Raw genomic sequence first — 26955 nt, forward strand, 5'->3', positions numbered from 1 at the left:
AATAAAGAAAAATGAAACATCCATATAAATTATTATCCATTCGTATAATTGTGGTCTTTGTGCTGTTGGCGGGCTATTCATGCGATGAAAATGAAGTTGAATATGACACTATATACAGTGAATTATTCGAAATTAAACTGGAAGGCCAAATAGGGAATGCACTAATTGATTATGAAAACAAAACAATTTCGGCAACAATATATGCCGAGAATTATGCGGCTATAGAAATCTTGGAACTTGCTGTTTCAAAGAATGCGACAACGTCAATTAGTATTGGGGAGACTATTGATTTTAGTACTTCTGATTCACACGACTTAACGATTACTGCAGAAACGGGTGGTAGCACCAAAATTTATACTATTAATATTGAAAAATTTACTGCCCCTCCTTTTGTAGGCGACTGGACTGTTTCTTCAGATTATGCAGATCCAGTTAGGATTCACCTTATGTGGATCACCTCGTGGTGGGAAGATAGTCATGTAGATGCATTCAATCTTACAGATAGCTGGTGGAATCCTTGGGGCCAAGGAGAATTCTGGAGTTGTGAATGGGGAGGCGATTATTGTTACGACATGTTTACCAATGGAGCTGCAGTAATGGACAACACGCTTTCTATGGGAGACGTACAAGGAGTAACAGAAGATTTAAAAATGTTTGGTGAGTTTACCTACGGGTCTGGTGATGATGGGGACATGGGGAGCTACGAACACACCAATGCATCAACTGGCGAAGTTTTTGATTTCAACAGTAGTTATAATGTATTGCCATCTAGTGGTATATGGGAGTTAGACCTTTCTACTAATCGTTTGGTATTCTATAATTCCGATAGATCAATATCAACAAAATTGTTCATAAAGGGTGAGTCGGAAAGTGAATATACAGACAGGATAAATAATGGAGAAGTTATAAGAGGGAATGGATTTGCCGGTTTGGAAAACGGTTGGGAAATTATAGATGAAAAATTCTATTTTTTGTTAGAGATTGACAGAAGTAATTTATACGATCAATGGGATTCTTTTTATACCTATGGAGTGCCTTGGGAACCCACAATGGATGAAAACCAACATAAAATCCATGGCGGTTTTGCATTAGAATTTCGAATGAAATCATCTAATTAAAGCCTATAATCCTTTATTAATCTAACTCGCAAGATTAACCAAAAAAACATGAGATTTTTTAACTATCGATTACAGTTTACTCTATTATTATTTATAGTACCAATGATACTTGGCTGTCAGGGTACAGAAGCATCTACCGATTTTGTTTTTGGTAAAAAACTAATTACACCTGATAGTTCAAACATTGTATATCATGGTAGAATTAATTTTACAAATCCCTTTGCTCCAGAGATTTATTGGGCAGGAAGTGGATTTACCCTTTGGTTTGAAGGAACATCTATTGAGGTAGTTTTGGATGATACAAAAGGCAATAAATACAACAATTACTATAATGCCATAATAGATGACAATATTTCAGAGATTAAAGTATTTCAGTGTATTGAGGGAAAAGTTAGTTATAAGGTAGCGGAAGGACTCGAACCGGGTATTCATAAATTACAATTACTTCGACGAACGGATACCACAACACCTGTGACCAAATTTATAGGTGTTAAAATCGACCCTGAAAGACATCTTGTTGAAGCTCAAGAAGATCAACCTTCATTAAAAATTGAATTCTATGGCGATTCAATTACATCTGGGCATGGAATTTTAGATGAATCTCGAAAAAATAACGACGATCGTGCTACTTGGAACAACTATCTAACCTATGGGGCTAAAACAGCTCGTGCTTTAAATGCGGATTACAGATGCATTTCAATGAGTGGAATTGGAATGATGGTTAGCTGGTATGACTTAATTATGCCTCAATTGTATGATCAATTAATTCCTTGGAGTGAATATCCCAAATGGGATTTTTCACAATGGCAGGCAGATATCGTGGTAATTAACCTTGGTCAAAACGATTCGTGGTTAATCAATAACATGCCTGAAATTCCCAACGAGGAGCAAAGAATAGAAGCTTATTTCAATTTTATAAAATCAATAAGAGAAAAATATAATAATGCGAAAATTGTTTGCACACTAGGCAATATGGGTTCATGCCGTCCAGGTTCAAAATGGCCAGGATACATTACCAGTGCGGTTGATAAGCATAATGTAGAATTAAATGATAACAAGGTGTTTTATGTACCCATGACCTACAAAAATACTGATGGACACCCAACAGTTTCAGAACATCAGCAAATGGCAGATGTCTTAATACCCTTTATAGAATCAATTTTATAAGAATATAAAAGAATTATTCAAGGCTTGCTTGCCACGAATATTTATAACAACTAAATCAAATGAAAGTACTCAAAGGTTTGTGAACTATTAACTAAATAATAACTAAATATGAAAAATTTTACTTTAAATGTGATGTTAATTCTTGGTTGCTCAGTGCTATTTGCACAACAACCGGAAACACTAATCAATGATTGGGAGGGAAACTCTTATGCAAATTATGAATTTAACCAATACGGTAATGGTAACTGTTGGTGTATTTGGGCTGGACAAGATACAGACAATCCTAATCCTGCTGGAATAAATACAAGTGCAAAAGTCCTGAGCTATCCAGCACACACTTGGATTGAGACAACTTGGTGGACAGCAAATCCTGGCATGGTTGGGTTTAAACAATTACCTACAACTTATCTTCAGGACCATCAGTACCTTTATTTAGAGTATTTAATTGGAGATGATGTCAGTAATGAAGGTACAATTGATGCAGGAAGATCTCCAGTTGGGGAAACTATTCAAATGAAGTTGCAATTTAATGGAGCTACAAGTGATGCTGGATTTATAACTGAAGTGCTCCATGAGTTTACCATAACAGCAGACGATTTAAATACTTGGAAAGCGATTACCATTGAAATTCCGGAAGCTGCACAAAATTCTGATTACACAATATTGAATATATATACAGGAATAGACAAATATGAAGATGTGGAAATCGAATTCTATTATGATAATATCTTTTTAACAAATAATCAATTAGAAGCTGAAACCTTAAGTGTCAACTCATTTGAAAGCAAAAAGGATTTCTTAGTTTACATGAGTGATAACCAACTAAATATCAAAATGACTGAATCTAGTCTATTAAAAGATGTTGAAATTTATGACATGACAGGCTCGCAAATACTAAAGAAAGAGTTGAACTCTAGGGCAAATGAACTTTCTATACCATTCAACAACTTCAGCTCTGGAATATATATTGTTAAGTTAAGCTCTAATAATCAATCTTATGTAAAGAAATTCATTAAGAAATAACTGTTCAGTAATTAATAAAAACAAATAGCGACCTGACGATTCAATAGATGTTAGGTCGCTTTTTAATCATAGATTATAGTAAAGCTTTATAGCAATTGCTACTTTTTCATATTAAAAAATAGGGCTCAATAATATTGACTAAATGGGAAATACTAAAACTTATATTAAAGATAAAAATATAACATCATTTAAATTATCTAAACATCCGAAAAATCCGATTTTAAAACCCAACATGGCAAATAATTGGGAAAATTTAGTTGTTTGCAATCCAGGTGCTTGGCACGAGGATGGTACGTTTTACCTATTGTACAGAGCGGCTGGAGATGATGAAGAACATATTATCAGTTTTGGGCTTGCTACCAGTAAGGATGGGGTTAACTTTCAACGTGCTTCAGATAAACCGGTTTTTGGGCCAAGTATTGACGGACCTGATATGGGTGGTGTTGAAGATGCTCGTATTGTAAAATTTAACGACGAATATTATGTAACTTACGCTTATCGGCCCTATGCTCCCGGGCGTTACTGGACTTTCGAGCATGATGTAATTCGCTTGCCCGAAGCTGGTAAAGATGCACCATTAGTATATAAAAATAACATCGCCAATAGTGGTCTTGCCATGACAAAAGACTTTAAGATATGGAGACGTTTGGGAAGAATTACAGAAACAAATCTGGATAACCGGGATGTGATACTATTCCCCGAAAAAATCAATGGCAAATTTGCCTTATTGCATCGCCCAAAAGAATGGGTAGGGGAAGAATATGGTTGCGAATTTGCTTCAATTTGGTTAACCTATTCAAATGATTTGATGGTGTGGAACGAACCAAGCACTTTACTTCTGTCAGGTAGAACTGGGACCTGGGAGGAAAAAGTAGGTGGCAGCACGCCTCCTTTAAAAACCAAAGATGGATGGTTACTTATCTATCATGGTGTTGATGGTGGTGGTAGTGGTTATTACCGTGTTGGAGTTGCATTGTTGGATTTAAATGATCCATCAAAAATAATTGCACGTGACCCCAATTGGATCATGGAACCCGAACATGATTATGAAATGGAAGGATTTTACAAAGGTTGTGTATTTCCAACAGGAAATGTTATAGTTGGCGATACGCTTTTTGTATATTATGGTGCTGCCGATAAATATGTTGGATTAGCTACCTGTTCTGTATCACAACTGTTAAATCATCTCAAAAATTTTAAATAAATATGAAGAATTTACTTTATGTATTTGCCCTATTAATAATGGGATGTAAGACTAAACCTAATCAAGATGCAATCGGTGTATATCCGAATGAAATAATCTCAGAAAATTATATTGGAAACGGCGTGCAATGGTCTGCTTATCATCATGCCGATACAGAAAATGCTGAGTGGGGAAAGTTGATGACAGATGAAAAATGGCAAATGAATTTTGATCGTCTTGACTATATGAAACCAAAGCTATTTCGAATTCTTGACCAAGCAAACTGGCGCTATCTGGTTGGTTTTGACGAAAACAATGAGCCCATTTTAGATTTTAATACACCAGAAGTAAAGGCATTGGAAAAGATACTCGACTATGCAGAAGAAAATAACATTTCAGTTTTGTTTGGCGAATGGGGTACACCTTACAAAATGCACGATTTGGAAGAAGGACATGGTGATAAGTTTACAGGTGCCAATGACCCCAAATGGATTAATATTATTGTTAAGTATCTTGATTACTTAATTAATGAGAAGGGCTATACATGTTTAAAATATTACAATCTTGTTAATGAACCTGACGGCTCCTGGGCCAGCACTAAATCTAATTACGCAGAGTGGAGCGAAGGAATTAAACTTTTAAAGTCGGCAATTGATATAGCTGGATTATCTGACAAGATTGTTATTAGTGGCCCTGATGCACTGCCTGAGTACCCAAATTCTGGACAATATGATAACGGAAATAAATGGGTGGTACAATCAGTAAAAGAGCTTGATGACTGTTTAGGTTTGTATGATGTTCACTCATATTCGCAATACGATTTTGTACGCAGTGGCAAATTTGAAGAATTCTACACAAAAGTTGCAGAACCTGTAAAAGCTGTAAACAAGCAGATAATATTTGGGGAAATTGGAATGACTCGTAGAGGGGAAGAAAACCAAAGACGCATAGTTGAAGATGGTTTTTCCAGCGAAGATAGCCAGATGGATATTTATGATTATAGTTATGGCGTAGATATGGCTGATGTGGCCATTCAAATCCAAAATGCAGGATACTCTGGTTCAGCTGCCTGGGATCTGGATGATGCCATGCATACTAAACACGATTTGGGACAAAAAAACAAACTAAAGCGCTGGGGGATGTGGAACAGCCTGGGTACTGAAATATGTAACAATCCTGATGATGAAAATATACGCCCATGGTTTTATTCCTGGTCACTGCTATGTCGATATTTTCCTGCGGGTTATAACATCATTGCTACCGATACAACAGGAATTGAAGGATTGCGTTTAACAGCAGGTGCAAGCGATGAAGATATGACCATTGCCATTGTAAATAACTCTAAAGTAGCCAACAAAATAAATTTAGCAGTGCCCAAAACAATAAAAAAAGCATTCAAAAAATATGAATATGTAGAACAGGGCCGATTAATGGATGAAAAAGGTTTTCCGATTCCCTTAGAAACTGGAATTAATAGAAAAAAACTAACTAAATTGAATATCCTGGCAAATAGTTTTGTTTTGCTCACAACAATTGATTTATAATAAATATGGAGTCCATCAATCTTAGTTTTATAGATATTAGCATTCTAATTATTTACATTGTCCTTATAATTTGGTGGGCACTACGTCATGGTAAGAGTAAAGATTCTACATCTTACTTTTTGGGCGGAAGAACCATGACATGGCCCGTTGTAGGACTTTCTCTTTTTGCTGCAAGTGTATCTAGTTCAACATTGATGGGGCATTCTGGTGAAGGTTTTATTAGTGGAATTGCAGTATTTAATTACAATTGGATTTCCATTTTAGTGATGGTTTTCTTCGCACTTTTCTTCCTACCTTTCTATATAAAATCTGGCATTTTCACTATGCCCGAATTTTTAGAGCGAAGATTTGATGGAAGGTCACGAACTTATTTCTCTTTTATTACCATTATTGGGAATATATTTCTCGATGCCGCCGCAACTTTATACACTGGGGCATTGATTATTAAAATGATTTTACCTGAAGCCGATCTGATGTGGATTATAGTAGGAATGGCCATTGTAGCAGGTAGTTATACCATAATTGGTGGTCTTTCTTCGGCAATTTATGCAGATGTAATTCAGGCAGTAGTGCTTGTTGTTGGCTCGTCAATCCTTTCTGTATATGCGCTCAATTCCATTGGTGGTTGGGGGGAATTTCACGATATGTTCAGCGAAGGCGTTTGGTTAAAACTGACCCGCCCAATGAGTGACCCAACCGTTCCCTGGTTGGGAATGATTGTCGGAATACCCATTCTTGGATTTTATTTCTGGGGAAACAACCAGGTAATGGTACAGCGGGTTTTATCTGCTAAGTCGGTAGACCATGGTAGAAAAGGAGTGCTTTTTGTAGGTTTCCTTTACTTGTTTACCTTGTTTATTTTTATTATTCCAGGACTTGTTGCTCGTGGCATTAATCTTTTTGGAGTAGAGAATCTCCCTCAGGAATTAATTAGCGGGCTAGAGTTAAAAGAAGGCTATGGAATTAATACCGATCAGGTATACCCACGCCTGATTATTAAACTGCTGCCTGTAGGTTTAATCGGAATAATTCTAGCTGCAATGATTTCAGCTCTTACTTCTACTTTAAGTGCAACCTTAAGTTCAGTTTCGACCTTATTTACAATGGATTTTTATTCAAAGTTCGATAAAAAGGCAAGCAGTCAAAAATTGGTAAAAGTTGGTCGTATTACATCGTTGGTTGTTTTAGTGATTGCTATCATATGGGCTCCGTTTATTGCCAGATTCGACTCACTTGTTTCCTACTATCAAGAACTAGTTTCTTATTTGGCACCACCTGTTGTGGGAACATTCTTTTTGGGTTTATTTTGGAAACGTTCAAACGCTCAGGGTGCAATTACCGGTCTTTTCTCTGGTTTATTTATTGCGGCCTTAATCATGTTCCTAAAATATATTTTAGAAATAGAAATTGGTTTGCATTTCCTTATTTTGGCTCCTATTGTTTTAGTAATTAGTGCTCTGGTAAATGTGCTTGTGAGTTTATTTACGGCTATGCCAGATCAAGAACAAGTTAACGCCAACACGTGGACACGTAAAATTTGGATGGAAGAATCGAAAGAGTTGGAAGGAGTTGTTTGGTATAAAAACTTTCGGGTATTGTCATTGCTTCTGATTATAGCTTGTTTTCTAATGTATGCCCTTTATTTTTAATAAATTAAAACGATAAAGCTACCTCGTTTATATAAAAAATGGTAAAATGAATAATTTAATAAAATCAGGAATACTATTCCTGTTAACCCTCTTAATCAACGCATTTTCTTTAAATGCAAAAGTTATTCCCCACCAGGCACATGGTATTCCTGTGTCATCCGATTTTCAGGTGTGGGTAAACAACAACGAAGTTTTTACTGGACAGGCGGGAAGCAAGAGGTGGAGTTATTCCTTTTGTGCATTCGATTTCGACGAGCCGGTCAACATACGGGTCAAGGCAAAAAGAGCAATAAAATGGTTGGAAATTTTACCCTCAATCTTAAAAACAGAATACCGCACTATCGATGATTTTACCTTTGAGATCAAATTAGATAAGCCTGAGGATTTAACCTTCTTTCTAAACAACGATAAAAAAAATGTACTTCATATTTTAACTAACTACCCCGAACAGGAACGACCAAACCCGGACGATAAAAATGTGTTGTATTATAAAGGAGGGCAAACCTATGAAATTGGTGTACTCGACCTGAAAGACAATCAGACCCTTTACCTTGAAAGCGGAGCAAAACTAAAAGGGATGGTACGAATAAAGGATGTTAAAAATGTAAAAATTATGGGTCGTGGAATGATTGACGGTACCGACAATAAAACGAAATGTGGTGGTCCTGATTGTGATGACCCTTGGCGATTGATTTATATGGACAATGCTGAAAACATAAGAGTTGAAGGTATAACTTTATTCAATAGTCTCAAATGGACTATTCACCCCTACAATTGTAGGCAACTTCATATCGACAATATTAACATCCTGAATTGGAATTATGGCTCCGATGGAATTGACGTAAGTGCTTGTCAGCATGTGAAAATTACAAACTCATTTTTGCGTACCAACGACGATTGTGTGGCATTGAAATCACTGAGTTTATCACCCGATGCCTATTTCCCGAATCCACGAATTAAAAATCCGAACCTTGAAGATATATTGGTTGAAGGATGTACAGTTTGGAACATGCCATACGGCAATCCTTTTGAAATTGGTTTTGAATTGCGCTGTGAAAAAGTGAAAGACATAATTTTTAGGGATTGCGATGTAATTATGCAAGACGACCGTGGTGCTGTTTTTACCATTCACAACAGCGACAATGCAGTGGTTGAAAATGTTTTGTATGAAGATATACGAGTAGAAAACGCTGATCGGTGTACCAATTCCAAACTATTCGACCTTGCCATACTCTATTCAGTATGGAGCTACGATAGGTTTACTGATCAGGATTCGATTGCAAAATACAGGTACAGTGATTCATGGGACAACCTGTTGCCTGTTCTACCTGGGAAAGAAAAGTTTCATGCATTGCACCGTGGGCAAATCAGAAATATAAAGTTCAAAAATATCCAAATCCTTGATGGAGGTTTGCCTTATTCGGTGATTCAGGGATTCGACGAAGATCATATTGTTGAAGATATTACATTCGAAAACATTACTGTTCAAGGGAAAAAGTTAAATAATGCCGAACAACTTAAGTTGTTCACACAATTCGGTAAAAATATAAAGTTTAATTAATACTAAAGATGCTTGAATGAACAGAATTATGATTTACAAAAGAGTTCAACTTTTATTTCTTGGTCTTAGTTTAATATTAACATCATGTAACCATAGTTTATATAAAATTGTTACACCCGAATCAGTTGGATTATCCTCAGATACACTGAAAATAGCCGAAAAAAAAATGCAGGAGTACGTAGATAAGGGTAAACTGGCTGGTATCTCAACGTTGGTAATCAAAGCTGGGAAAGTTGTACAACGCGCCAATTTTGGCTTTGCTGACATTAAAACTCAAAGCCCCATTGAAGACAATACTATTTTCAGGATGTTTTCAATGACAAAACCCATAACAGCAGTTGCATTAATGACTCTTTACGACGAGGGGAAATTTAAACTTGATGATAATGTTTCGAAGTATATTCCTGATTTTAAGGATACTAAAGTCTATCAGAAGAACGGAAATTCTTTTGAGTTAGTTCCGCAGGATACTCAAATGACCATCAGGCATTTGTTAACTCATACTTCAGGTTTGTCTTACGGATGGTCGAAATCTTATGTAGATTCGCTTTACAATGCTAAGGGAGCTAATGGTTGGAACGGAATACTTGGCGATAAGGTAAAAATATTGGCCGATTTGCCGCTTAATTTTCAACCCGGTACACAGTATTGTTATGGGCTTTCCATTGACGTTGCAGGATATATAGTTGAGGTTTTATCGGGGATGCCTCTCGATGAATATTTAAAAAGCCAAATTTTTGATCCATTGAAAATGGACGATACAGGGTTCTTTGTTCCAAAAGAAAAACTTATCAGGTTCTCAGATGTGTTTCACTACAATCAGGATGGCAATTTGGCAGGGGCTGATGGTTATTATAAAAAGGCCTTTAGGAGTCCTATTACCTTGTTTTCTGGAGGTGGAGGTTTGGTATCAACCATCGATGACTATGCGCGTTTCTGTATGATGCTTCTAAACGGCGGCGAACTTACTGGTATAAGAGTCTTAAGTGAAAAAGCAGTTCAAATGATTATGTCGAATCAATTTCCAAAAAATATAAAATACTGGAATGGCAATAGTTATGGTCTGGGCGGTGCTATTGATATTGAATCCGGTGAATACAGTTGGTCAGGTATGGCATCTACTAATTTTTGGATAGACCAAGAAAATAGAATGATAATTATAACCTGTGCTCAATTAATTCCGGGTAACCACTTATATGCTGATGAATTTAAAAATTTAGTGATGAGAGCATTAAAGCAAGAATAAATTAACTGCACTAATAAAATCAATAAGATATACTACATGAAGCTGTATTATAATTTGAGTAATGTGATAAAACTATTTGTTTTCACCCTGGTAATAGGCTGTAGTGAAAAAGTAGATAATTCGTTTGTGTTTGGTGCTCAAAATCCCCCATGTTCAGACACTTTTGTTGGTGCATTAAATACCTATTATGTTAATGCTGAATGTGGAAGCGACAATAACACAGGAACCTCACCTGATCAGGCATTTGCTTCTTTGAAAAAAATAAATAGCATTGAGCTGGGGGCAGGAACTCGAGTGTTATTTAAAAGTGGTACAACATATAATGGACAGTTCAAGCCTATAGGTACTGGAAAATTCGGGCAACCCATTGTAATCTCAAAATATGGAGGAGATGAAAAACCTGTTATTAATGGACAAGGAAATTATGAAGCTACAGTTCATATCTACAACATGCCCTATGTGGAGATACGTAACCTGGAAATTACCAATACAGGAACAGAATTGATGAATCGTCGTAGAGGCATTAAAATTGAGGCTGAAAACTTTGGGGAAGTTAAGCATACAATATTGGATAGCTTATACATTCACGATGTTAATGGCAGCCTAATCAAAAGTGAAGGAGGAGGTTCTGCGATATTATGGAAAAATCATGGTCAAATTAAAACCAAATTTGACAGTTTAATTATCCAAAACTGCCATTTAAAAAACTGTACCCGAAATGGCATTGTTTCATGGGGCTATACGCAACGTGACGATTGGCATCCGTCAATCAATGTGATTATCCGCAATAACCTGCTGGAAGGTATTCCCGGTGATGGCATTGTACCCATTGGTACAGATGGTGCAATAATAGAGCACAACCTTATGCGTGATTGTCCTGACATACTCCCACATCTTGAAGCAGCAGCAGGTATCTGGCCATGGAGCGCCGATAATACCCTGGTTCAGTTCAATGAAGTATCCGGTCACAAAGCCTGGAGGGATGGAAGAGCTTATGATTCGGACTGGAATTGTCAGAATACAATATTTCAATACAATTACAGTCACGACAATTATGGAGGGTTTTTACTAGTCTGCAACGAAGGAAATTCTATTAATACCCCCAAAAATATTGGCACAATTAATACCATTGCACGATACAATATTAGCGTCAATGATGGTATACGTCCTTATGAAACAGAGAATAGAGGATGGTTCTCTCCAGCCATTCATCTAACAGGGCCAGTTGATAAAACTATAATCCATCATAATTTATTTGTATTCCCCGAAAAAGAAAGGGAAAATATTGACAGAACATTTGTTGAAATGGATAATTGGGGAGGGCCATGGCCTACCAGAACCCTTGTAGCAAAAAAACAGCATGGAATTTAAAGATTCCTATTCCATGTTTTATGGTGAGAGCCAACAGAATTTTATGGTTAACAATCAATATGATGAGTCGAAGTTGACGCTTGAACAACAGGAGCAATTACCAGAATGGGCAAGCGATTATTTAAACACGCACGATGAAGCATGGAAAGATAAGTTGATAGATGCTTTTTTTAAGGATAATGAAGAAATGCAAGCCAAGATAAAAGGAATGTAAAAACAATTAAATCAATTAGGAAATCTATGAAGTCAACAATATTAGCAGTATCTTTTATAATATGTAGTTTGAGTATTTTAGCTCAAAACCCAATAGTTCCACCTGGCGTGTATATTGCAGACCCTGAAGCGCATGTTTGGAAAGACGGGAAACTATATATTTATGGCTCACGAGATGAATCGGCAGACTATTGGTGTTCTTATGATTATCATGTACTCTCAACATTTGATATGCATAACTGGAATATCGATGAGAATTCTTTTTCATCCAGAGGAATAAATGATCAAGTAGCCAGCAACGATAAACTATTGTTTGCCCCGGATTGTGCTTATAAAGATGGTACTTACTATTTGTACTATTGTTCTCCGGGAGATACGCATGGTGAAGGAGTTGCTAAAAGCAAATCGCCCAATGGGCCATTCATCAATGGTACAGATATTAAAGGAGCTTATCAGATTGATCCGGCCGTATTCATCGACGATGACGGACAAGGATATTACTTCTGGGGTCAGGTAAAACCTAAAGTAGCAAAGTTAAATGACGATATGATATCCATCGATACAACTTCTATAATGTGCCCTTTAGAAGATGCCGCAGTTAAGTTTTTTCATGAGGGTGCATCCATAAGAAAAATAGGAAACACATATTACCTGGTCTTTGCTGATGAAAGCAGAAACAGCACTCCATCATGTCTTGGTTATGCAACCAGTTCATCGCCCATGGGCCCTTATAACTACAAAGGAGTTATAATAGATAATATTGATTGTGACCCAAATGTTTGGAATAATCATGGTTCAATTGAGCAATTTAATGGACAATGGTATGTTTTTTACCATCGTTCTACCCATGGGAGTCAGTTGTTCAGAAAAGCCTGTGTAGAACCTATTACAATAAACAAGGATGGTTCAATTGATGAAGTGGAAATGACCTCTCAGGGAGCAGGTGGTCCCCTGAATGCTTTCAACCATATTCAGGCAGAATGGGCTTGTAAATTAGGTGGTCATGCCAGAATAGAAGATTACGAAGAAAAAGATTTATGGTATGGCAAATTAGCCAAAATAAAAAATAAAGACTGGGCAGCCTATAAGTACATTGATTTTAAGAAAGGTGCGTCAAAAATGACCATTAAAACCATAGGTGCATCATCCGGTGGCAAAGTTGAAATTTGGACAGGGGATGTTGGTGATGGAAAACTTTTAGGAACATGTATTATTGAATCAGTCAATAACAAGAATTCATATAATGTGTGGTCATGTGACATAATAAAAACCAGTGGTATTCATGCTGTTTATCTGAAATTTACCGGAGCTGATGAAAAGTTATTTGAAATCGATTGGTTTTCATTTAGTGAAAAATAGTCAGTGAAACGCAGCTTAATACATAAAAGTGCAAGCGTCTATTTGTTAACGACATAATATTTAATCGATGAAAAACTTATTCTATTTTTTTGGAGCACTAATGCTGTTAGTATCGTGTTCCGAACAAGGAACCAAGCAACCAAATTTCCTGTTTATTCTTGTTGACGACCAGCCTTTTGACGCATTGGGTTTTATTGGGCGCTATCCGTTTTTGGAAACTCCGAATATGGATAAATTGGCAGAAAAAGGAGTTAATTTTAATAATTATTTCTGCACACAATCCATTTGTTCGCCTTCGCGTGCCAGTTTCCTAACGGGCACATATCCTCATATTCATGGCGTAAACCAGAACAATCATCATGTTGACCCTGATTGGGAAAATTATAAGCCCTATACCAGCCATTTGCAAAAAGCAGGTTACGAAACGGCTATGATTGGTAAAATTCACATGGCTCATTTTAAAGGTAAAAAGCACATTCGTCCCGGTTTTGATTATTGGTATAGTTTTATTGGTCAGGGCAAATATTTCGATCCGGAAATAAACGACAATGGTGTTGAGAAGCAAGTAAAAGGTTATATGACAGATATTCTAACCAATGAAGCGGTAAGTTGGTTGACAGAAAAACGCGATGCCAACAAACCTTTTAGTCTCTGTTTGTGGCATAAAGCTGTGCACGAAGACCATTTACCTGCACCTCGTCATGAAAATTTGTATAAGAACGACACATTGCCTTACCCACCCTACAATACACACAAAGAAACGTTCGAGGGAAAACCCGAATGGCAGCGCATAAAAGCATTTGACTCAAAATGGAAGGAATATAAACCGGTTGACAAATTGCCTGAAAAACCTTGGGGCTTAAAAAGCGATAAATATATGCGATTGCTAAAAACGCTTGCAGCTGTTGACGAGTCAATTGGAACTGTTCTTGAAACTTTGGAGCAAACAGGAGAGTTAGAAAATACGGTTATTATTTTCAGTAGTGATAACGGTTATTTTATGGGTGAACATACCTATTGGGATAAACGCATTGCCTACGAAAATTCAATTCGTATTCCCATGATAATGAGATTTCCTGAAAAATTAAAACCAGGAACGCAGATTAATGAAATGTGTTTGAATATTGACCTTGCGCCAACCATTTTAGAGCTGGCAAATATTGAAAAACCAGAATATATGCAAGGTGAATCCATGGTGAAACTATTTGATAAAGAAGAAACTACAGAATGGCGAAAATCCTTTCTGTTTGAGTATTATGTCGACGATGCATACCCTTATGCCGGACCGGACATGCTGGCTGTCAAAACCGATAATTATAAGTTAATTGATGCCTTTCTTGAAAATGACATTGACGAGCTATATGATTTGCAGAATGATCCCGGCGAAATGAATAACCTGATTAATAATCCGGAATTTGATGAAATTGAAAAAGAATTAAGGAATGAAATGGAAATTCTGAAAAAGAAATACAAATACAATCCCGACAGGGACTGGTGGTTACGAAAAGTAAAGAAATAAGTGCAAACTATTGAATTGCTTGATGTCAATTTAAAAAACGATTATGAAGAATTTTATCAATATCTGTGTTTTTGCATTGTCTATGCTCTTTTTTTCGGCATGTATGAGTACAGAATTTCAGGACACTACAATTAAACAAGAGATAGATAGTAACTGGGAATTTAGGGCATCATCACCGGATAGTACTTGGTTATCAGCATCAGTTCCGGGGTGTATCCATACTGACTTATTATCGCACAATATAATACAGGATCCGTTTTATCGCCTAAATGAAAAAGATGTGCAATGGGTTGGAGAAACAGATTGGGAATACAGAACAACTTTTAGTGTAAATGCTCAATTATTTGAAAAAGAAAATATTGAATTGAACTTTGAAGGTTTAGATACCTATGCGGATGTGTATTTGAATGACAGCTTAATATTACGCTGTAACAATATGTTCAGAACTTGGAAGGTTTCTGTTAAGAATTACCTGAAAGTTGGAGATAATACGCTAAAAATAGATTTCCGTAATGTATTTGATGAGAATATTGAAAAATACAATAATGCACCTTATAAGCTAGAGGCTGGTCATAACAACGATCAAGCCGATATAAAACTTAGTCTTTATTCGCGTAAAGCGGGGTTTCATTATGGATGGGATTGGGGACCACGACTAATAACTGCTGGTGTATGGCGACCTGTTACCCTTGTTGCATGGAGTGATTTTAAAATGGAAAGTGTTTATTTTAAACAAAAAAATGTAACTGAAGACATAGCAGAAATAGAAGTTGATGTGGAGCTTAGCGCTACCAAAAACAAAAATGTAACGCTAACAATTTTTAATGCAGATACAACATTTGCAACAACAGAAGTAGCACTAAAAAAAGGTCAGTCAAAATATTCGGTTTCCTTTAATATTGAAAAACCTGAACTGTGGTGGGCCAATGGTTTAGGAGAGCAGCATTTATATGACTTCACAACTACAGTAACCGACAATGCAGGCAAAACAAGTTCAATTGATGAGCAGATTGGAATACGTTCACTTAAAGTGGTGCGCGAAAAAGATAAGTTCGGTAAAAGCTTTTATATTGAACTAAATGGAGTGCCTGTTTTCATGAAGGGTGCAAATTACATTCCTCAAGATAATTTTCAGAACCGTGTAGACGATGCTGATTATAAACATATTATTAAGTCCGCAGTTGATGCCAATATGAATATGCTGCGAGTATGGGGTGGTGGTATTTATGAGGAAGATGTGTTTTATGATTTATGCGATAAATACGGTTTATTGGTATGGCAGGATATGATGTTTGCATGCGGAATGTTTCCTGCAGATTCTGCCTTTTTAGAAAATGTTACCAACGAGGTTATTGATAATGTAACACGCATTCGCAATCATGCCTCGGTAGCTTTGTACTGTGGAAATAATGAAAATGAAATATTTTGGCACTCATGGGGTTGGAAAGAACAATATAGTGATGAGGTGCAGAAACAATATGAAAATGATTTAAAAACCTTGTTTTATGATGTTATTCCTGAAGCATTGCAAATCGCCGACCCGGAAAGATATTACCACCCTTCATCACCTTCGACCGGGTTCAATAACATACACAAAGGATTGGGTGATAACCATTATTGGGGAGTTTGGCATGGTACCGATTCATTCTCAGAGTTTGAAAACAATGTGTCTAGGTTTATAAGTGAATATGGGTTTCAATCCTATCCCGAATTTGAGTCTATCAAAAAGTTCACTATTGAAGAAGATTGGTATCTGGAATCGGATGTAATGCATGCACATCAACGTTCTATGGCAGATGATCGCAAAGATCTTGATTACGGAAATCGTTTAATAAATACCTATTTAGAGCGCAATTTCAAAACACCTAAAAATTTTGAAAACTACATATATGTAGTTCAGGCTTTACAGGCTAAAGCTGTTAAAACAGCAATTGAAGCACACCGTAGAAACAGAACAGATAACTATTGCATGGGGACTATGTATTGGCAAATTAACGATTGTTGGCCAGTTGCTTCATGGTCAAGTATAGATTATTATGGCAAATGGAAAGCTATGCATTATCTGGTAAAAAAAGCATACAATGATATCATGATTACCCATAAAGAAAACGAAGGCAAACTTGATGTTTTTGTAGTATCCGATAAGCTTGAACAGCTTAATAAAGTAGATTTAATGGTGGAAACCATTGATTTTAATGGTGAAATAATATGGAGTGCTCAAAACAAGATTAAGGTTGAGGCCAATACATCGGCAAAGGTATATAGTAAAGCCATCGAAGAACTCTTAAAAGATAAACAACGAAGCAATGTGTTCATAAGAACACGTATGGTATTGGATGGTAAAACACTGTCGGAAAACTTACATTATTTTGAGAATGACAAGTTGCTCGATTTACCTGAAGCTACAATTCAATTAACTGTAAACGATGATAATACTATTGAGTTAAACTGTGATAAATTGGCAAGGTATGTATTTGTTTCAGTAGAGGGGGAAGATGTATTCTTTTCGGATAATTATTTTGATTTAATGCCAGGTGAATCAAAAATAATTACAATGGATACAAAGGTTGATATTAAGACCATTAAAAGTAAAATCAAAGTAGTATCCCTTTGCAATAGTTACCAGGATTAGCTGTTTGATTTAAAGGGCATGTTTAAAATGCACAAAGACCGTTATTAATGATGAGATTAAATAAATTTAAATTAGTTGAGAAACATTATTTGGCGTTTGCCATAGTATTGTTGGCATTGAATAATACTTCCTTTGGACAAGAGGAGGCAAAAACACCACCCAATATTATTTTTATCATGTCAGATGACCATGCGGCACATGCCATTAGTGCCTACAATGGATTGTACAAAGACGTAGCACCAACGCCAAATATTGATAAATTGGCAAAAGAAGGTGCCCTGTTTACCAATACTTTTTGCACCAATGCTATATGCGGGCCAAGTCGAGCAGCAATCCTAACCGGGAAATACAGTCATTTGAATGGATTCTATAAAAACGAAGGTGGTGATCCATTTGACGGATCACAGGAAACATTTCCTAAACTATTGAAAGAGGCTGGATATACAACGGCACTGGTTGGTAAATGGCATTTATGGAGCGAACCTACCGGTTTTGATTATTACAAATATCACATATTAAATGGAGAGCAAGGTTCTTATTGGGATCCAAAATATAACGAAAATGGCAAGGAGGTACAGGAACAAGGTTATGCAACGAATTTAGCAGGTGATTTTGCATTGGATTGGCTTGATTCTAAAAGGGATAAATCAAAACCTTTTTGCTTATTGTATCAATTTAAGGCACCTCACCGTCCTTGGCGGCCAGATAGCATTTATGTGGACTTATTTAAAGGCATAGAAATACCATATCCGGCTACTTTTAACGATGATTATGCTGGGAGGGAGAAAACTGCAGGTCGCACCATGATGACTATTGAAAACCATCTAAATCGCAGAGACCTTAAAATGAATCCTCCAGAAGATTTGGAAGGTTATGAATTAAGTAAATGGGAGCGTGTAGGTGATAATGGAGAGTATGTTTCGCCCTCAGATACTCTAACTGGCTTAGCTCTTAAAAATTGGAAATATCAACGATATATTAAGGATTATTTGGCTTGTATCCGTTCCGTGGATGATAATATTGGCAGGGTATTAATATATCTGGAAGAGAATGGACTTTCAGAAAACACCATTATTATATATACAGGCGATCAGGGATTTTATCTTGGCGATCATGGCTGGTACGATAAACGTTTTATGTACGAAGAATCGTTACGAATGCCTTTTATTGTGAGATACCCTAAGGAAGTTAAGGCGAGTCAGAAAATAACAGAAACCACCCTTAATATTGATTTTGGACCTACATTATTAGATTTTGCAGGCATTGAAAAACCAACCGAAATGCAGGGTGAAAGTTTTGCGCCCATACTTAAAGGGGAGAAAGTAGAGAACTGGCGTAATGCTATGTACTATCACTATTATGAATATCCAAAATGGCACAATGTACAGCCTCATTATGGAATAAGAACTGATAGATATAAGTTAATTCACTTTTATTATGATGTAGATATTTGGGAATTCTATGATTTGAAAGAGGACCCAAATGAGTTGAATAACCAGTACAATAACCCTGAATATTATGATTTAATCGGTGAATTGAAGATAGAATTGAAAGAACAACAGAAAAAGTATGGCGATGATGTGACTTTAGATGAAATGAAAAAAGTGACTAAAAAGGGAATGGTGAAGTATTAGTATTTAGTACAAGTATGAAATATCGAAGCTTTTAGAAGTTGAATCTTAGTATAAACATAATTTGGCAGTAAAGGGAATTTTTTAATGTTAGAACAAATGATATAAAGAATGAAAAACATAAAAAGATGTTTTCTTGGAATAGATTTGGGCAGTTCATCTGTAAAGTTAGCATTGGTAGATGCCTCCACAGGAAAAAAGTTAGCTGCTGTAAACGAACCAGAAAATGAAATGGAGATTACAGCATTACATCCTAATTGGGCTGAGCAAGATCCAAAAATCTGGTGGAAATATATTTGTAAAGGAATTAAACGTGCTATAAATGATGCTCAAATTGACGCTTCTAAAATTGAAGGAATTGGTATTTCATATCAAATGCATGGTTTGGTTGTGGTTGATAACAATCAGGAGCCATTAAGAAATTCAATTATATGGTGCGATAGTAGAGCTATTGAAATTGGAAAAACAGCTTTTGATGAACTTGGCCATGAAAAATGTTCAGAACATTTATTAAACTCACCAGGAAACTTTACCGCTTCAAAATTAAAATGGGTTTTGGATAACGAGCCTGATGTGTACTCAAAAATTTATAAATATATGTTACCAGGAGATTTTGTGGCAGCAAAATTAACCGGGAGAATCTGTACCACCAAAAATTCACTTTCTGAAGGTATTTTATGGGATTACAAAGAAGATAAACTAGCAGATTGGTTATTAGATTATTATGGAATTGATAAAAAGTTAACCCCCGAAATAGTTGAAAATTTTACAAATCAGGGTGAAGTAAATGAACAAGCATCAAAAGAAACAGGAATTCCGGTTGGTTGTCCTGTAATTTACAGAGCAGGTGATCAGCCAAACAATGCACTTTCTTTAAATGTTTTTAATCACGGTGAGGTTGCAGCAACAGGCGGGACATCAGGTGTTATTTATGCAGTAACTAATCAATTAAAGTCAAAAGAATCTTCAAGGATAAATCATTTTGCACATGTTAACTATACTAATGAAACCACCAATGTTGGAAAGTTATTATGTATAAATGGAGCAGGAATTATGTATAGATGGTTACGTAATAATGTTGGGACAGATTCTTACGAGCAAATGAATCGTAAAGCTTCAAAAGTAACTGTCGGTTCTGGCGGAGTTTTGGTGATTCCCTTTGGTAATGGAGCAGAGCGTATGCTAAACAGTAAAAATATTGGTGTTCATATCGCTAATATGAATTTAAATCAACATTCGCATTCACATTTATACAGAGCGGCTTTAGAAGGAATTGCTTTTGCTTTTGTCTATGGAATGGAAATTTTAACCAATGATAATGCAGAAGTAAAAGTAATTAGAGCAGGTAATGATAATTTATTTCGTTCTGAAATATTTGGCAATACAGTTGCAACGCTAATAGGTTATGATATTGAAATTTATGATACTACTGGAGCGGTTGGTGCTGCAAGAGCTTGTAGTTTAGCTGATGGGGATTTTGAAAAATTTGGAACAGTCATTTCAAATAATGATCACGTGATGACTTACAGACCATTAAAAAATAAGGAACCTTATCTTATAACTTACAGCAAGTGGAAAGAAGAATTAGAAATGATATTAAACAATAAATAAAATTAAAATACATGATACTTATAGGAGACAAAGAATACTACAAAGGTATTGGAAAAATTAAGTTTGAAGGAAAGGAATCTGATAATCCGTTAGCTTTTAAATATTACAATCCTGATCAAGTTGTTGCTGGAAAAACAATGCGAGAGCATTTTAAATTTGCGGTAGCGTATTGGCATACATTCTGTGGTCAAGGAGGAGACCCGTTTGGACCAGGAACTCAAAATTTTGAATGGGATAAATCTTCAGACCCTATCCAAGCATCAAAAGATAAAGCTGATGCAGCCTTTGAGTTCATAACAAAAATGGGATTCGATTATTTCTGTTTCCACGATTATGATTTAGTTCAGGAAGCAGCAACATTTGCAGAATCTGAAGAGAGGTTAGCTGAAATTGTAGAATATATTAAAGGAAAACAAGCTGAAAGTGGAGTAAAATTATTATGGGGTACAGCAAATTGTTTTTCACACCCACGTTATATGAACGGTGCTTCAACAAACCCAGAGTTTGATGTAGTAGCTCGTGCTGGAGGACAAATAAAATTAGCTTTAGATGCAACAATAGCTTTAGGTGGTGAAAATTACGTATTCTGGGGTGGTAGAGAAGGATATATGTCTTTATTAAACACAGATATGGGACGTGAATTAGATCATATGGGACGTTTTTTAGGAATGGCTCGCGATTATGCACGTTCAAAAGGATTTAAAGGAAATTTCTTTATTGAACCAAAACCAATGGAGCCAATGAAGCATCAATATGATTTTGATTCAGCTACAGCAATTGGTTTCTTAAAAGAGTATGGTTTAGATAAAGATTTCAAAATGAATATTGAAGTAAACCACGCAACTTTAGCTCAGCATACTTTCCAACACGAATTAGAAGTAGCTGCAAAAGCTGGAATGTTAGGTAGTTTAGATGCAAACCGTGGAGATTACCAAAATGGATGGGATACAGACCAGTTTCCTATCAATATCCAAGAAACTACAGAAGCTATGTTAGTATTCTTAAAAGCTGGTGGATTACAGGGTGGAGGTATCAATTTTGATGCTAAAATTAGAAGAAATTCAACAGATTTAGAAGATGTTTTCCACGCACATATTGGTGGAGCAGATACCTTTGCAAGAGCATTACTAATTGCAGATAAAATTATGACCTCATCTCCTTATGAAAAATTAAGAACAAATCGTTATGCTTCTTTTGATGAAGGGAAAGGAAAAGCTTTTGAAGAAGGAAAGTTATCTATGGAAGATTTATACAAAATAGCGCAAGAAAATGGAGAGTTATTACAGAAGAGTGGTAAGCAAGAATTGTTCGAGAATATTTTAAACCAATACATTTAAAATTATGGGACACAATAAATCATATATATATGTAATAACTCTCGTAGCAACTTTAGGAGGTTTGCTATTTGGTTATGATACTGCTGTTATTTCTGGAGCAGAAAAATCGATTCAGTCTTTTTTAATTGAACCATTAGGATTAAGCTCTTTTACACACGGTATAACCGTATCATCAGCCTTAATAGGTTGTGTTATTGGTGGAGCTATATCAGGTTTGGTATCTTCAAAATTTGGAAGAAAAAAAGCGTTGATTATTGCTGGAATTTTGTTCCTTTTATCAGCTTTAGGTTCTGGAAATCCAGAGTTCCTATTTTTTGAAAAAGGTGTTCCATCAATGGAATTATTGTGGATATTTAATTTTTACCGAGTTGTTGGAGGTATTGGAGTAGGATTAGCTTCAGCTGTTTGTCCAATGTATATAGGTGAAATTGCCCCTGCCGAAATTAGAGGAAGACTTGTGTCTTTAAACCAATTTGCAATTATTTTCGGTATGCTGGTTGTTTATTTTGTAAACTGGGGAATTGCAGATGGTCAAACCATAGAGTGGATAAATGAAGTGGGGTGGAGAAGAATGTTTTTATCTGAAGCAATTCCGGCTTCTGCATTTGCTTTTCTTATGTTTTTTATGCCTGAAACACCAAGGTATTTGGCGTTACAGCATCAAGATGATAAGGCATTGTCAATACTTTCACTAATTAATGGTACTGAAAAAGCAAAGCAAATTCTTAATGAAATAAAAAGCACCGTTGAAACTTCTAAGGCAAAGTTATTTTCATACGGTAAAATTGTAATCATAGTAGGTATTTTACTTTCAGTTTTTCAACAATTTGTAGGAATAAATGTAGCACTGTATTACGCACCTCGTATTTTTGAAAGTATGGGCGCAGCAAAAGATGCTTCTATGTTACAAACCATTATTATGGGACTTGTAAATGTTGTGTTTACTGTTGTGGCAATTATGACGGTAGATAAATGGGGAAGAAAGCCATTATTAATTATTGGATCTATTGGTATGGCAATTGGAATGATTGCGATTGCAACATTAGCATTTTTTGATATTATTGGAATTGCAACACTTGTATTTATTATTATTTACACAGCTTCATTTATGATGAGTTGGGGTCCAATTTGTTGGGTACTTATTTCAGAAATTTTTCCAAATAAAATTAGAAGTCAAGCAATTGCAATTGCTGTGGCAGCGCAATGGGCAGCAAACTTTTTTATCTCATCTACATATCCACCAATGATAGAGTTTAGCAGTGGAGGAACTTATATGTTTTATGGAATTATGAGTATTCTTTCTGCACTATTTGTATGGAAAATGGTGCCTGAGACAAAAGGGAAGACTTTAGAAGAGATAGAGGGCGTTTGGAAAGAAAAATAATGAACCGTAGATAGTTACATCATCGGAAATGTATATATCCTTGAATTAATAAATAACGTGAATAATGGATAAGCCCCGAATACCGAATTTTTCTGTTCCCCGACCCTAAAAGGGAGGAAAAATTCTCGAAAACAGCAATAATTTTCGCATTAAAAAAACTTATCCATTATTCACGTAAATAAAATCTAATTAAACATTAATCACGCATGGAGATTATTAGTAGTATAATCAAATTTTAAAATATGAAAAAACTAACATTATTTTTATTGACAATTGTGTGTTTCCAATCATATTCACAAGACTGGGAAAACCCCCAAATTATCCAAAAAAACCGGGAAAGAGCCCGAGCTACTTTTTACTCTTTCACAAGTGAGGAAAAAGCGATCGAAAATAATATTGCTAAAGGTGAATATATTAAGTGCTTGAACGGAAAATGGAAGTTTAGCTATGTAGGAAAAACATCAAAAAGACCGCTTGATTTCTATAAAACAGATATAGACCATAGCAATTGGGATGAAATCCCTGTCCCTGGAAATTGGGAGCTATATGGATATGGTTTTCCCAATTATACAAACATTAAATACCCTTTTAAAAAAAATCAACCAAAGATTGCAGATGAATACAGTCCTGTAGGGTCGTATGTTACCTGGTTCGATTTTCCTGCCAATTGGGATGATAGAGAGGTTTACATTCAACTTGGTGCTGTCAAATCAGGCTATTATATCTGGGTAAACGGAAAGGAAGTGGGGTATAATCAAGGTTCAAAGCTCCCGGCCGAATTTAATATCACACCTTATCTTGTGAGGGGAAGAAATAAGTTGGCAGTTCAGGTTTTCCAATTTACAGATGGTAGTTACCTCGAAGATCAGGATTTCTGGAGACTGTCAGGCATTCAGCGTGATGTATATTTGTTCGCGCGTCATAAAGTACATATCCGTGATTTTTTTGTAAAAGCCTTGTTAGATGAGGATTATAAAAATGGAATTTTTGAACTTGATGTAGAATTACAAAATCGCGATAAGCGTTCTGCAAGAAGCTATTCTGTTGAGTACAAGCTGCTTGATGCCGAAAATAACACTATTCTGAATGAGGTGTTAAGTAAATCATCAGTTGCCAAAAATTCAACTGGTACTTACCTTTTCAAAGGTAAAGTTAACTCGGTAAAAAAGTGGTCGGCTGAAGAGCCTAATCTGTATAAATTAACTATTCTCCTAAAAGATTCTAAAGGACAACTTGTTGAGGCAACTTCCATAAATGTAGGATTTAGAACTACGGAAATAAAAGGAGGACAACTGCTCGTGAATGGTCAACCTATTCTGATTAAGGGAGTAAATCGACATGAACATGATGAATTTTTTGGACATGTGGTCAATGAAGAGTCAATGCTGGCTGACATTAAATTAATGAAACAGTTTAATATTAATGCGGTAAGAACTGCTCATTATCCTAATGATCCTAAGTGGTATGAATTATGTGACAAGTATGGTATTTATCTTTATGATGAAGCCAATATTGAATCGCATGGATATGGTTATGAAATATCAGAAACCCTTGCCAACAAACCGGAGTGGAAAGAAGCGCATCTTGCTCGTTGTATGAATATGCTGGAGCGCGATAAAAATCATCCTTCAATAATTGTATGGAGTATGGGTAATGAGGCAGGAACAGGTCCTAATTTTTTAGAGGCATACAAAGCTATGCATAAAAGGGATATTAGTAGACCCGTACATTACGAGAGAGCAGAAAAGATGACTGAGGTCAAGGAAAGACATACCGATATTCATGGAGATATGTACCGAGAGATAGATGATATTAGGAATAATTGGTTAGGAAAGGACACAGAACGCCCTTTTATATGGTGCGAATATGCCCATGCTATGGGAAACAGTACTGGCAATTTCAAAGAATACTGGGATCTTGTAGATTCACATCCTCAGCTTCAGGGTGGTTTTATTTGGGACTGGATGGATCAGGGATTAGTTGATTTTAAGGGTGATAAGAAATACTGGGCTTATGGTGGTCATTTTGAACCAGAAGGACAAGCACATGATGAAAACTTTTGTCTAAATGGCTTGATTGATGCAGACCGAACCCCTCATCCTGGTTTATATGAGGTAAAAAAAGTTTATCAGAACATTGAGTTTAAGGACGATGATATTAAAAGGGGTAAAATAATTATTAAAAACAGACGATTTTTCACAGATTTATCTAATGTAATTTTTAAATGGGATTTGGTGGCAGATGGTAAAATAGTGAAATCGGGCAAATTGCAAAATTTTGCCATTTCTCCCCAGGAAGAAAAGGTTTGCACTATAGACATTGGTGTATTAAACGAAAGACAGGAGTATTTTCTGAACATATCAGCTGTTAATACAGAACCCAACTCATTAATTCCAATAGGGCATGTGGTAGCTAATGAACAACTTAAAATAACAGACACTCAATTTTATATATCTGATAAAAGCATAGAGAATAAGAAATTAATTTTAAACGAGAACAATAATACCATAAGCATAAAGGGAGACGATTTTACGATTGAGTTTTCAAAATTGAATGGAGCACTATGTTCTTACCTATTAAACGGGTATGAGTTAATTAGCAGCCCGATGGTGCCTGATTTTTGGAGAGCACCAACTGATAATGATTTTGGAAGTAAGATGCCGAATAGATGCAAAATCTGGAAAGAAGCAGGAGCATCGGCAGAACTTAAATCAATTGAAAAAATACACATTTCAGATTCAAAGGTTAAAATTAACACACAACTTGCTTTACCAGCAGTAGAAGGAGTTATTAAGGTGGAATATTTGGTTGATGGGAATGGGAAAATTGATGTAGTATATAGTTTTAAGGCCAATAAGATGAAGCTTCCTGAAATTCCTCGTATTGGGCTTGCGATGCAGTTGGCAAAAGATTTTGATAACCTGAAATATTATGGAAGAGGGCCATGGGAAAACTATGTTGATAGGAACACGGCAGCCTTTGTGGGTATTTACCAATCAACAGTAAGAGATCAATATTTTGCTTATGGCCGACCTCAAGAGAATGGGCACAAGTCAGATGTTCGTTGGTTGAGTTTATGTAATCATATCGGTTTAGGACTTAAAATTGTTGCCATTGACGAAAAGCTGGAGTTTAACGCTTTGCATTACACCACAGAATCGTTTGACCCTGGTGCAAAAAAGCTTCTTCGAACACCACTTGATGTTGAGGAAAGTGATTTTGTAGAATTGCATATCGATCATAAAATGATGGGCGTGGGAGGAGATAATAGCTGGGGAGCCAAACCTCACCGTAAATATTTATACTATGCAGATAAAGAATATAAATATAATTTCAGTATTGTTCCTGTGATGTAATCAATAATTTAGGCAGGTACTTCAAAAAAAACACCTTTAAGATAATCAAAG

18 protein-coding genes are annotated in these 26955 nt (G+C 35.9%); all 18 read left to right on the plus strand.

What is annotated here, in order from left to right; genetic code table 11:
- Positions 1 to 11: 11 nt before the first annotated feature.
- Positions 12 to 1118, plus strand: a complete 1107-nt coding sequence (locus AC2D6V_RS09905; RefSeq protein ID WP_484647982.1) for a hypothetical protein — start codon at positions 12 to 14, stop codon at positions 1116 to 1118.
- Positions 1119 to 1166: 48 nt separating this feature from the next.
- Positions 1167 to 2285: an SGNH/GDSL hydrolase family protein gene (locus AC2D6V_RS09910; protein ID WP_484647983.1), complete on the plus strand. Its 1119-nt coding sequence runs from the start codon at positions 1167 to 1169 to the stop codon at positions 2283 to 2285.
- Positions 2286 to 2393: 108 nt separating this feature from the next.
- Positions 2394 to 3308, plus strand: coding sequence for a T9SS type A sorting domain-containing protein (locus AC2D6V_RS09915; protein WP_484647984.1), 915 nt, complete (start codon positions 2394 to 2396; stop codon positions 3306 to 3308).
- A gap of 142 nt (positions 3309 to 3450) precedes the next feature.
- The gene (locus tag AC2D6V_RS09920; protein WP_484647985.1) at positions 3451 to 4512 is read left to right on the plus strand and encodes a glycoside hydrolase family 130 protein; all 1062 of its coding nucleotides are present in this window, start codon (positions 3451 to 3453) and stop codon (positions 4510 to 4512) included.
- 200 nt (positions 4513 to 4712) lie between these two features.
- Positions 4713 to 6035: a hypothetical protein gene (locus AC2D6V_RS09925; RefSeq protein WP_484647986.1), complete on the plus strand. Its 1323-nt coding sequence runs from the start codon at positions 4713 to 4715 to the stop codon at positions 6033 to 6035.
- A gap of 5 nt (positions 6036 to 6040) precedes the next feature.
- A complete protein-coding gene (locus AC2D6V_RS09930) occupies positions 6041 to 7684 on the plus strand; it encodes a sodium:solute symporter (RefSeq protein WP_484647987.1) in 1644 nt (547 codons plus the stop codon).
- A 46-nt stretch (positions 7685 to 7730) separates the two neighbouring features.
- Positions 7731 to 9245, plus strand: coding sequence for a glycosyl hydrolase family 28 protein (locus AC2D6V_RS09935; RefSeq protein WP_484647988.1), 1515 nt, complete (start codon positions 7731 to 7733; stop codon positions 9243 to 9245).
- A 28-nt stretch (positions 9246 to 9273) separates the two neighbouring features.
- Positions 9274 to 10491, plus strand: coding sequence for a serine hydrolase domain-containing protein (locus AC2D6V_RS09940; protein ID WP_484647989.1), 1218 nt, complete (start codon positions 9274 to 9276; stop codon positions 10489 to 10491).
- A gap of 36 nt (positions 10492 to 10527) precedes the next feature.
- Positions 10528 to 11862, plus strand: a complete 1335-nt coding sequence (locus AC2D6V_RS09945) for a right-handed parallel beta-helix repeat-containing protein (protein WP_484647990.1) — start codon at positions 10528 to 10530, stop codon at positions 11860 to 11862.
- Positions 11852 to 12076 (plus strand): hypothetical protein, encoded by a 225-nt coding sequence (locus AC2D6V_RS09950; protein ID WP_484647991.1) that lies wholly within the window; start codon positions 11852 to 11854, stop codon positions 12074 to 12076. The genes AC2D6V_RS09945 and AC2D6V_RS09950 overlap by 11 nt, the downstream gene beginning before the upstream one ends.
- Positions 12077 to 12102: 26 nt before the next feature.
- Positions 12103 to 13434 carry a family 43 glycosylhydrolase gene (locus AC2D6V_RS09955; RefSeq protein ID WP_484647992.1) on the plus strand — a complete coding sequence of 444 codons (1332 nt, stop codon included), beginning with the start codon at positions 12103 to 12105 and terminating at the stop codon, positions 13432 to 13434.
- Between the two features lie 67 nt (positions 13435 to 13501).
- On the plus strand, positions 13502 to 14953 hold the full coding sequence (locus tag AC2D6V_RS09960; protein WP_484647993.1) for a sulfatase family protein: 1452 nt from the start codon (positions 13502 to 13504) through the stop codon (positions 14951 to 14953).
- A 43-nt stretch (positions 14954 to 14996) separates the two neighbouring features.
- Complete coding sequence (locus AC2D6V_RS09965) at positions 14997 to 17585, plus strand: glycoside hydrolase family 2 protein (RefSeq protein ID WP_484647994.1); 2589 nt, start codon at positions 14997 to 14999, stop codon at positions 17583 to 17585.
- Between the two features lie 47 nt (positions 17586 to 17632).
- Positions 17633 to 19219, plus strand: a complete 1587-nt coding sequence (locus AC2D6V_RS09970) for a sulfatase family protein (RefSeq protein WP_484647995.1) — start codon at positions 17633 to 17635, stop codon at positions 19217 to 19219.
- A gap of 108 nt (positions 19220 to 19327) precedes the next feature.
- Entirely contained in the window at positions 19328 to 20827 is a 1500-nt protein-coding gene (locus tag AC2D6V_RS09975) for a xylulokinase (protein ID WP_484647996.1), read from the plus strand.
- Positions 20828 to 20838: 11 nt separating this feature from the next.
- Positions 20839 to 22164: a xylose isomerase gene (xylA, locus tag AC2D6V_RS09980; RefSeq protein WP_484647997.1), complete on the plus strand. Its 1326-nt coding sequence runs from the start codon at positions 20839 to 20841 to the stop codon at positions 22162 to 22164.
- Positions 22165 to 22168: 4 nt separating this feature from the next.
- Positions 22169 to 23548 carry a D-xylose transporter XylE gene (gene xylE, locus AC2D6V_RS09985; protein WP_484647998.1) on the plus strand — a complete coding sequence of 460 codons (1380 nt, stop codon included), beginning with the start codon at positions 22169 to 22171 and terminating at the stop codon, positions 23546 to 23548.
- 242 nt (positions 23549 to 23790) lie between these two features.
- On the plus strand, positions 23791 to 26904 hold the full coding sequence (lacZ, locus tag AC2D6V_RS09990; protein WP_484647999.1) for a beta-galactosidase, LacZ type: 3114 nt from the start codon (positions 23791 to 23793) through the stop codon (positions 26902 to 26904).
- The last annotated feature ends 51 nt before the right edge of the window (positions 26905 to 26955 follow it).

It is taken from the genome of Algibacter sp. YIN40 (assembly GCF_057219435.1).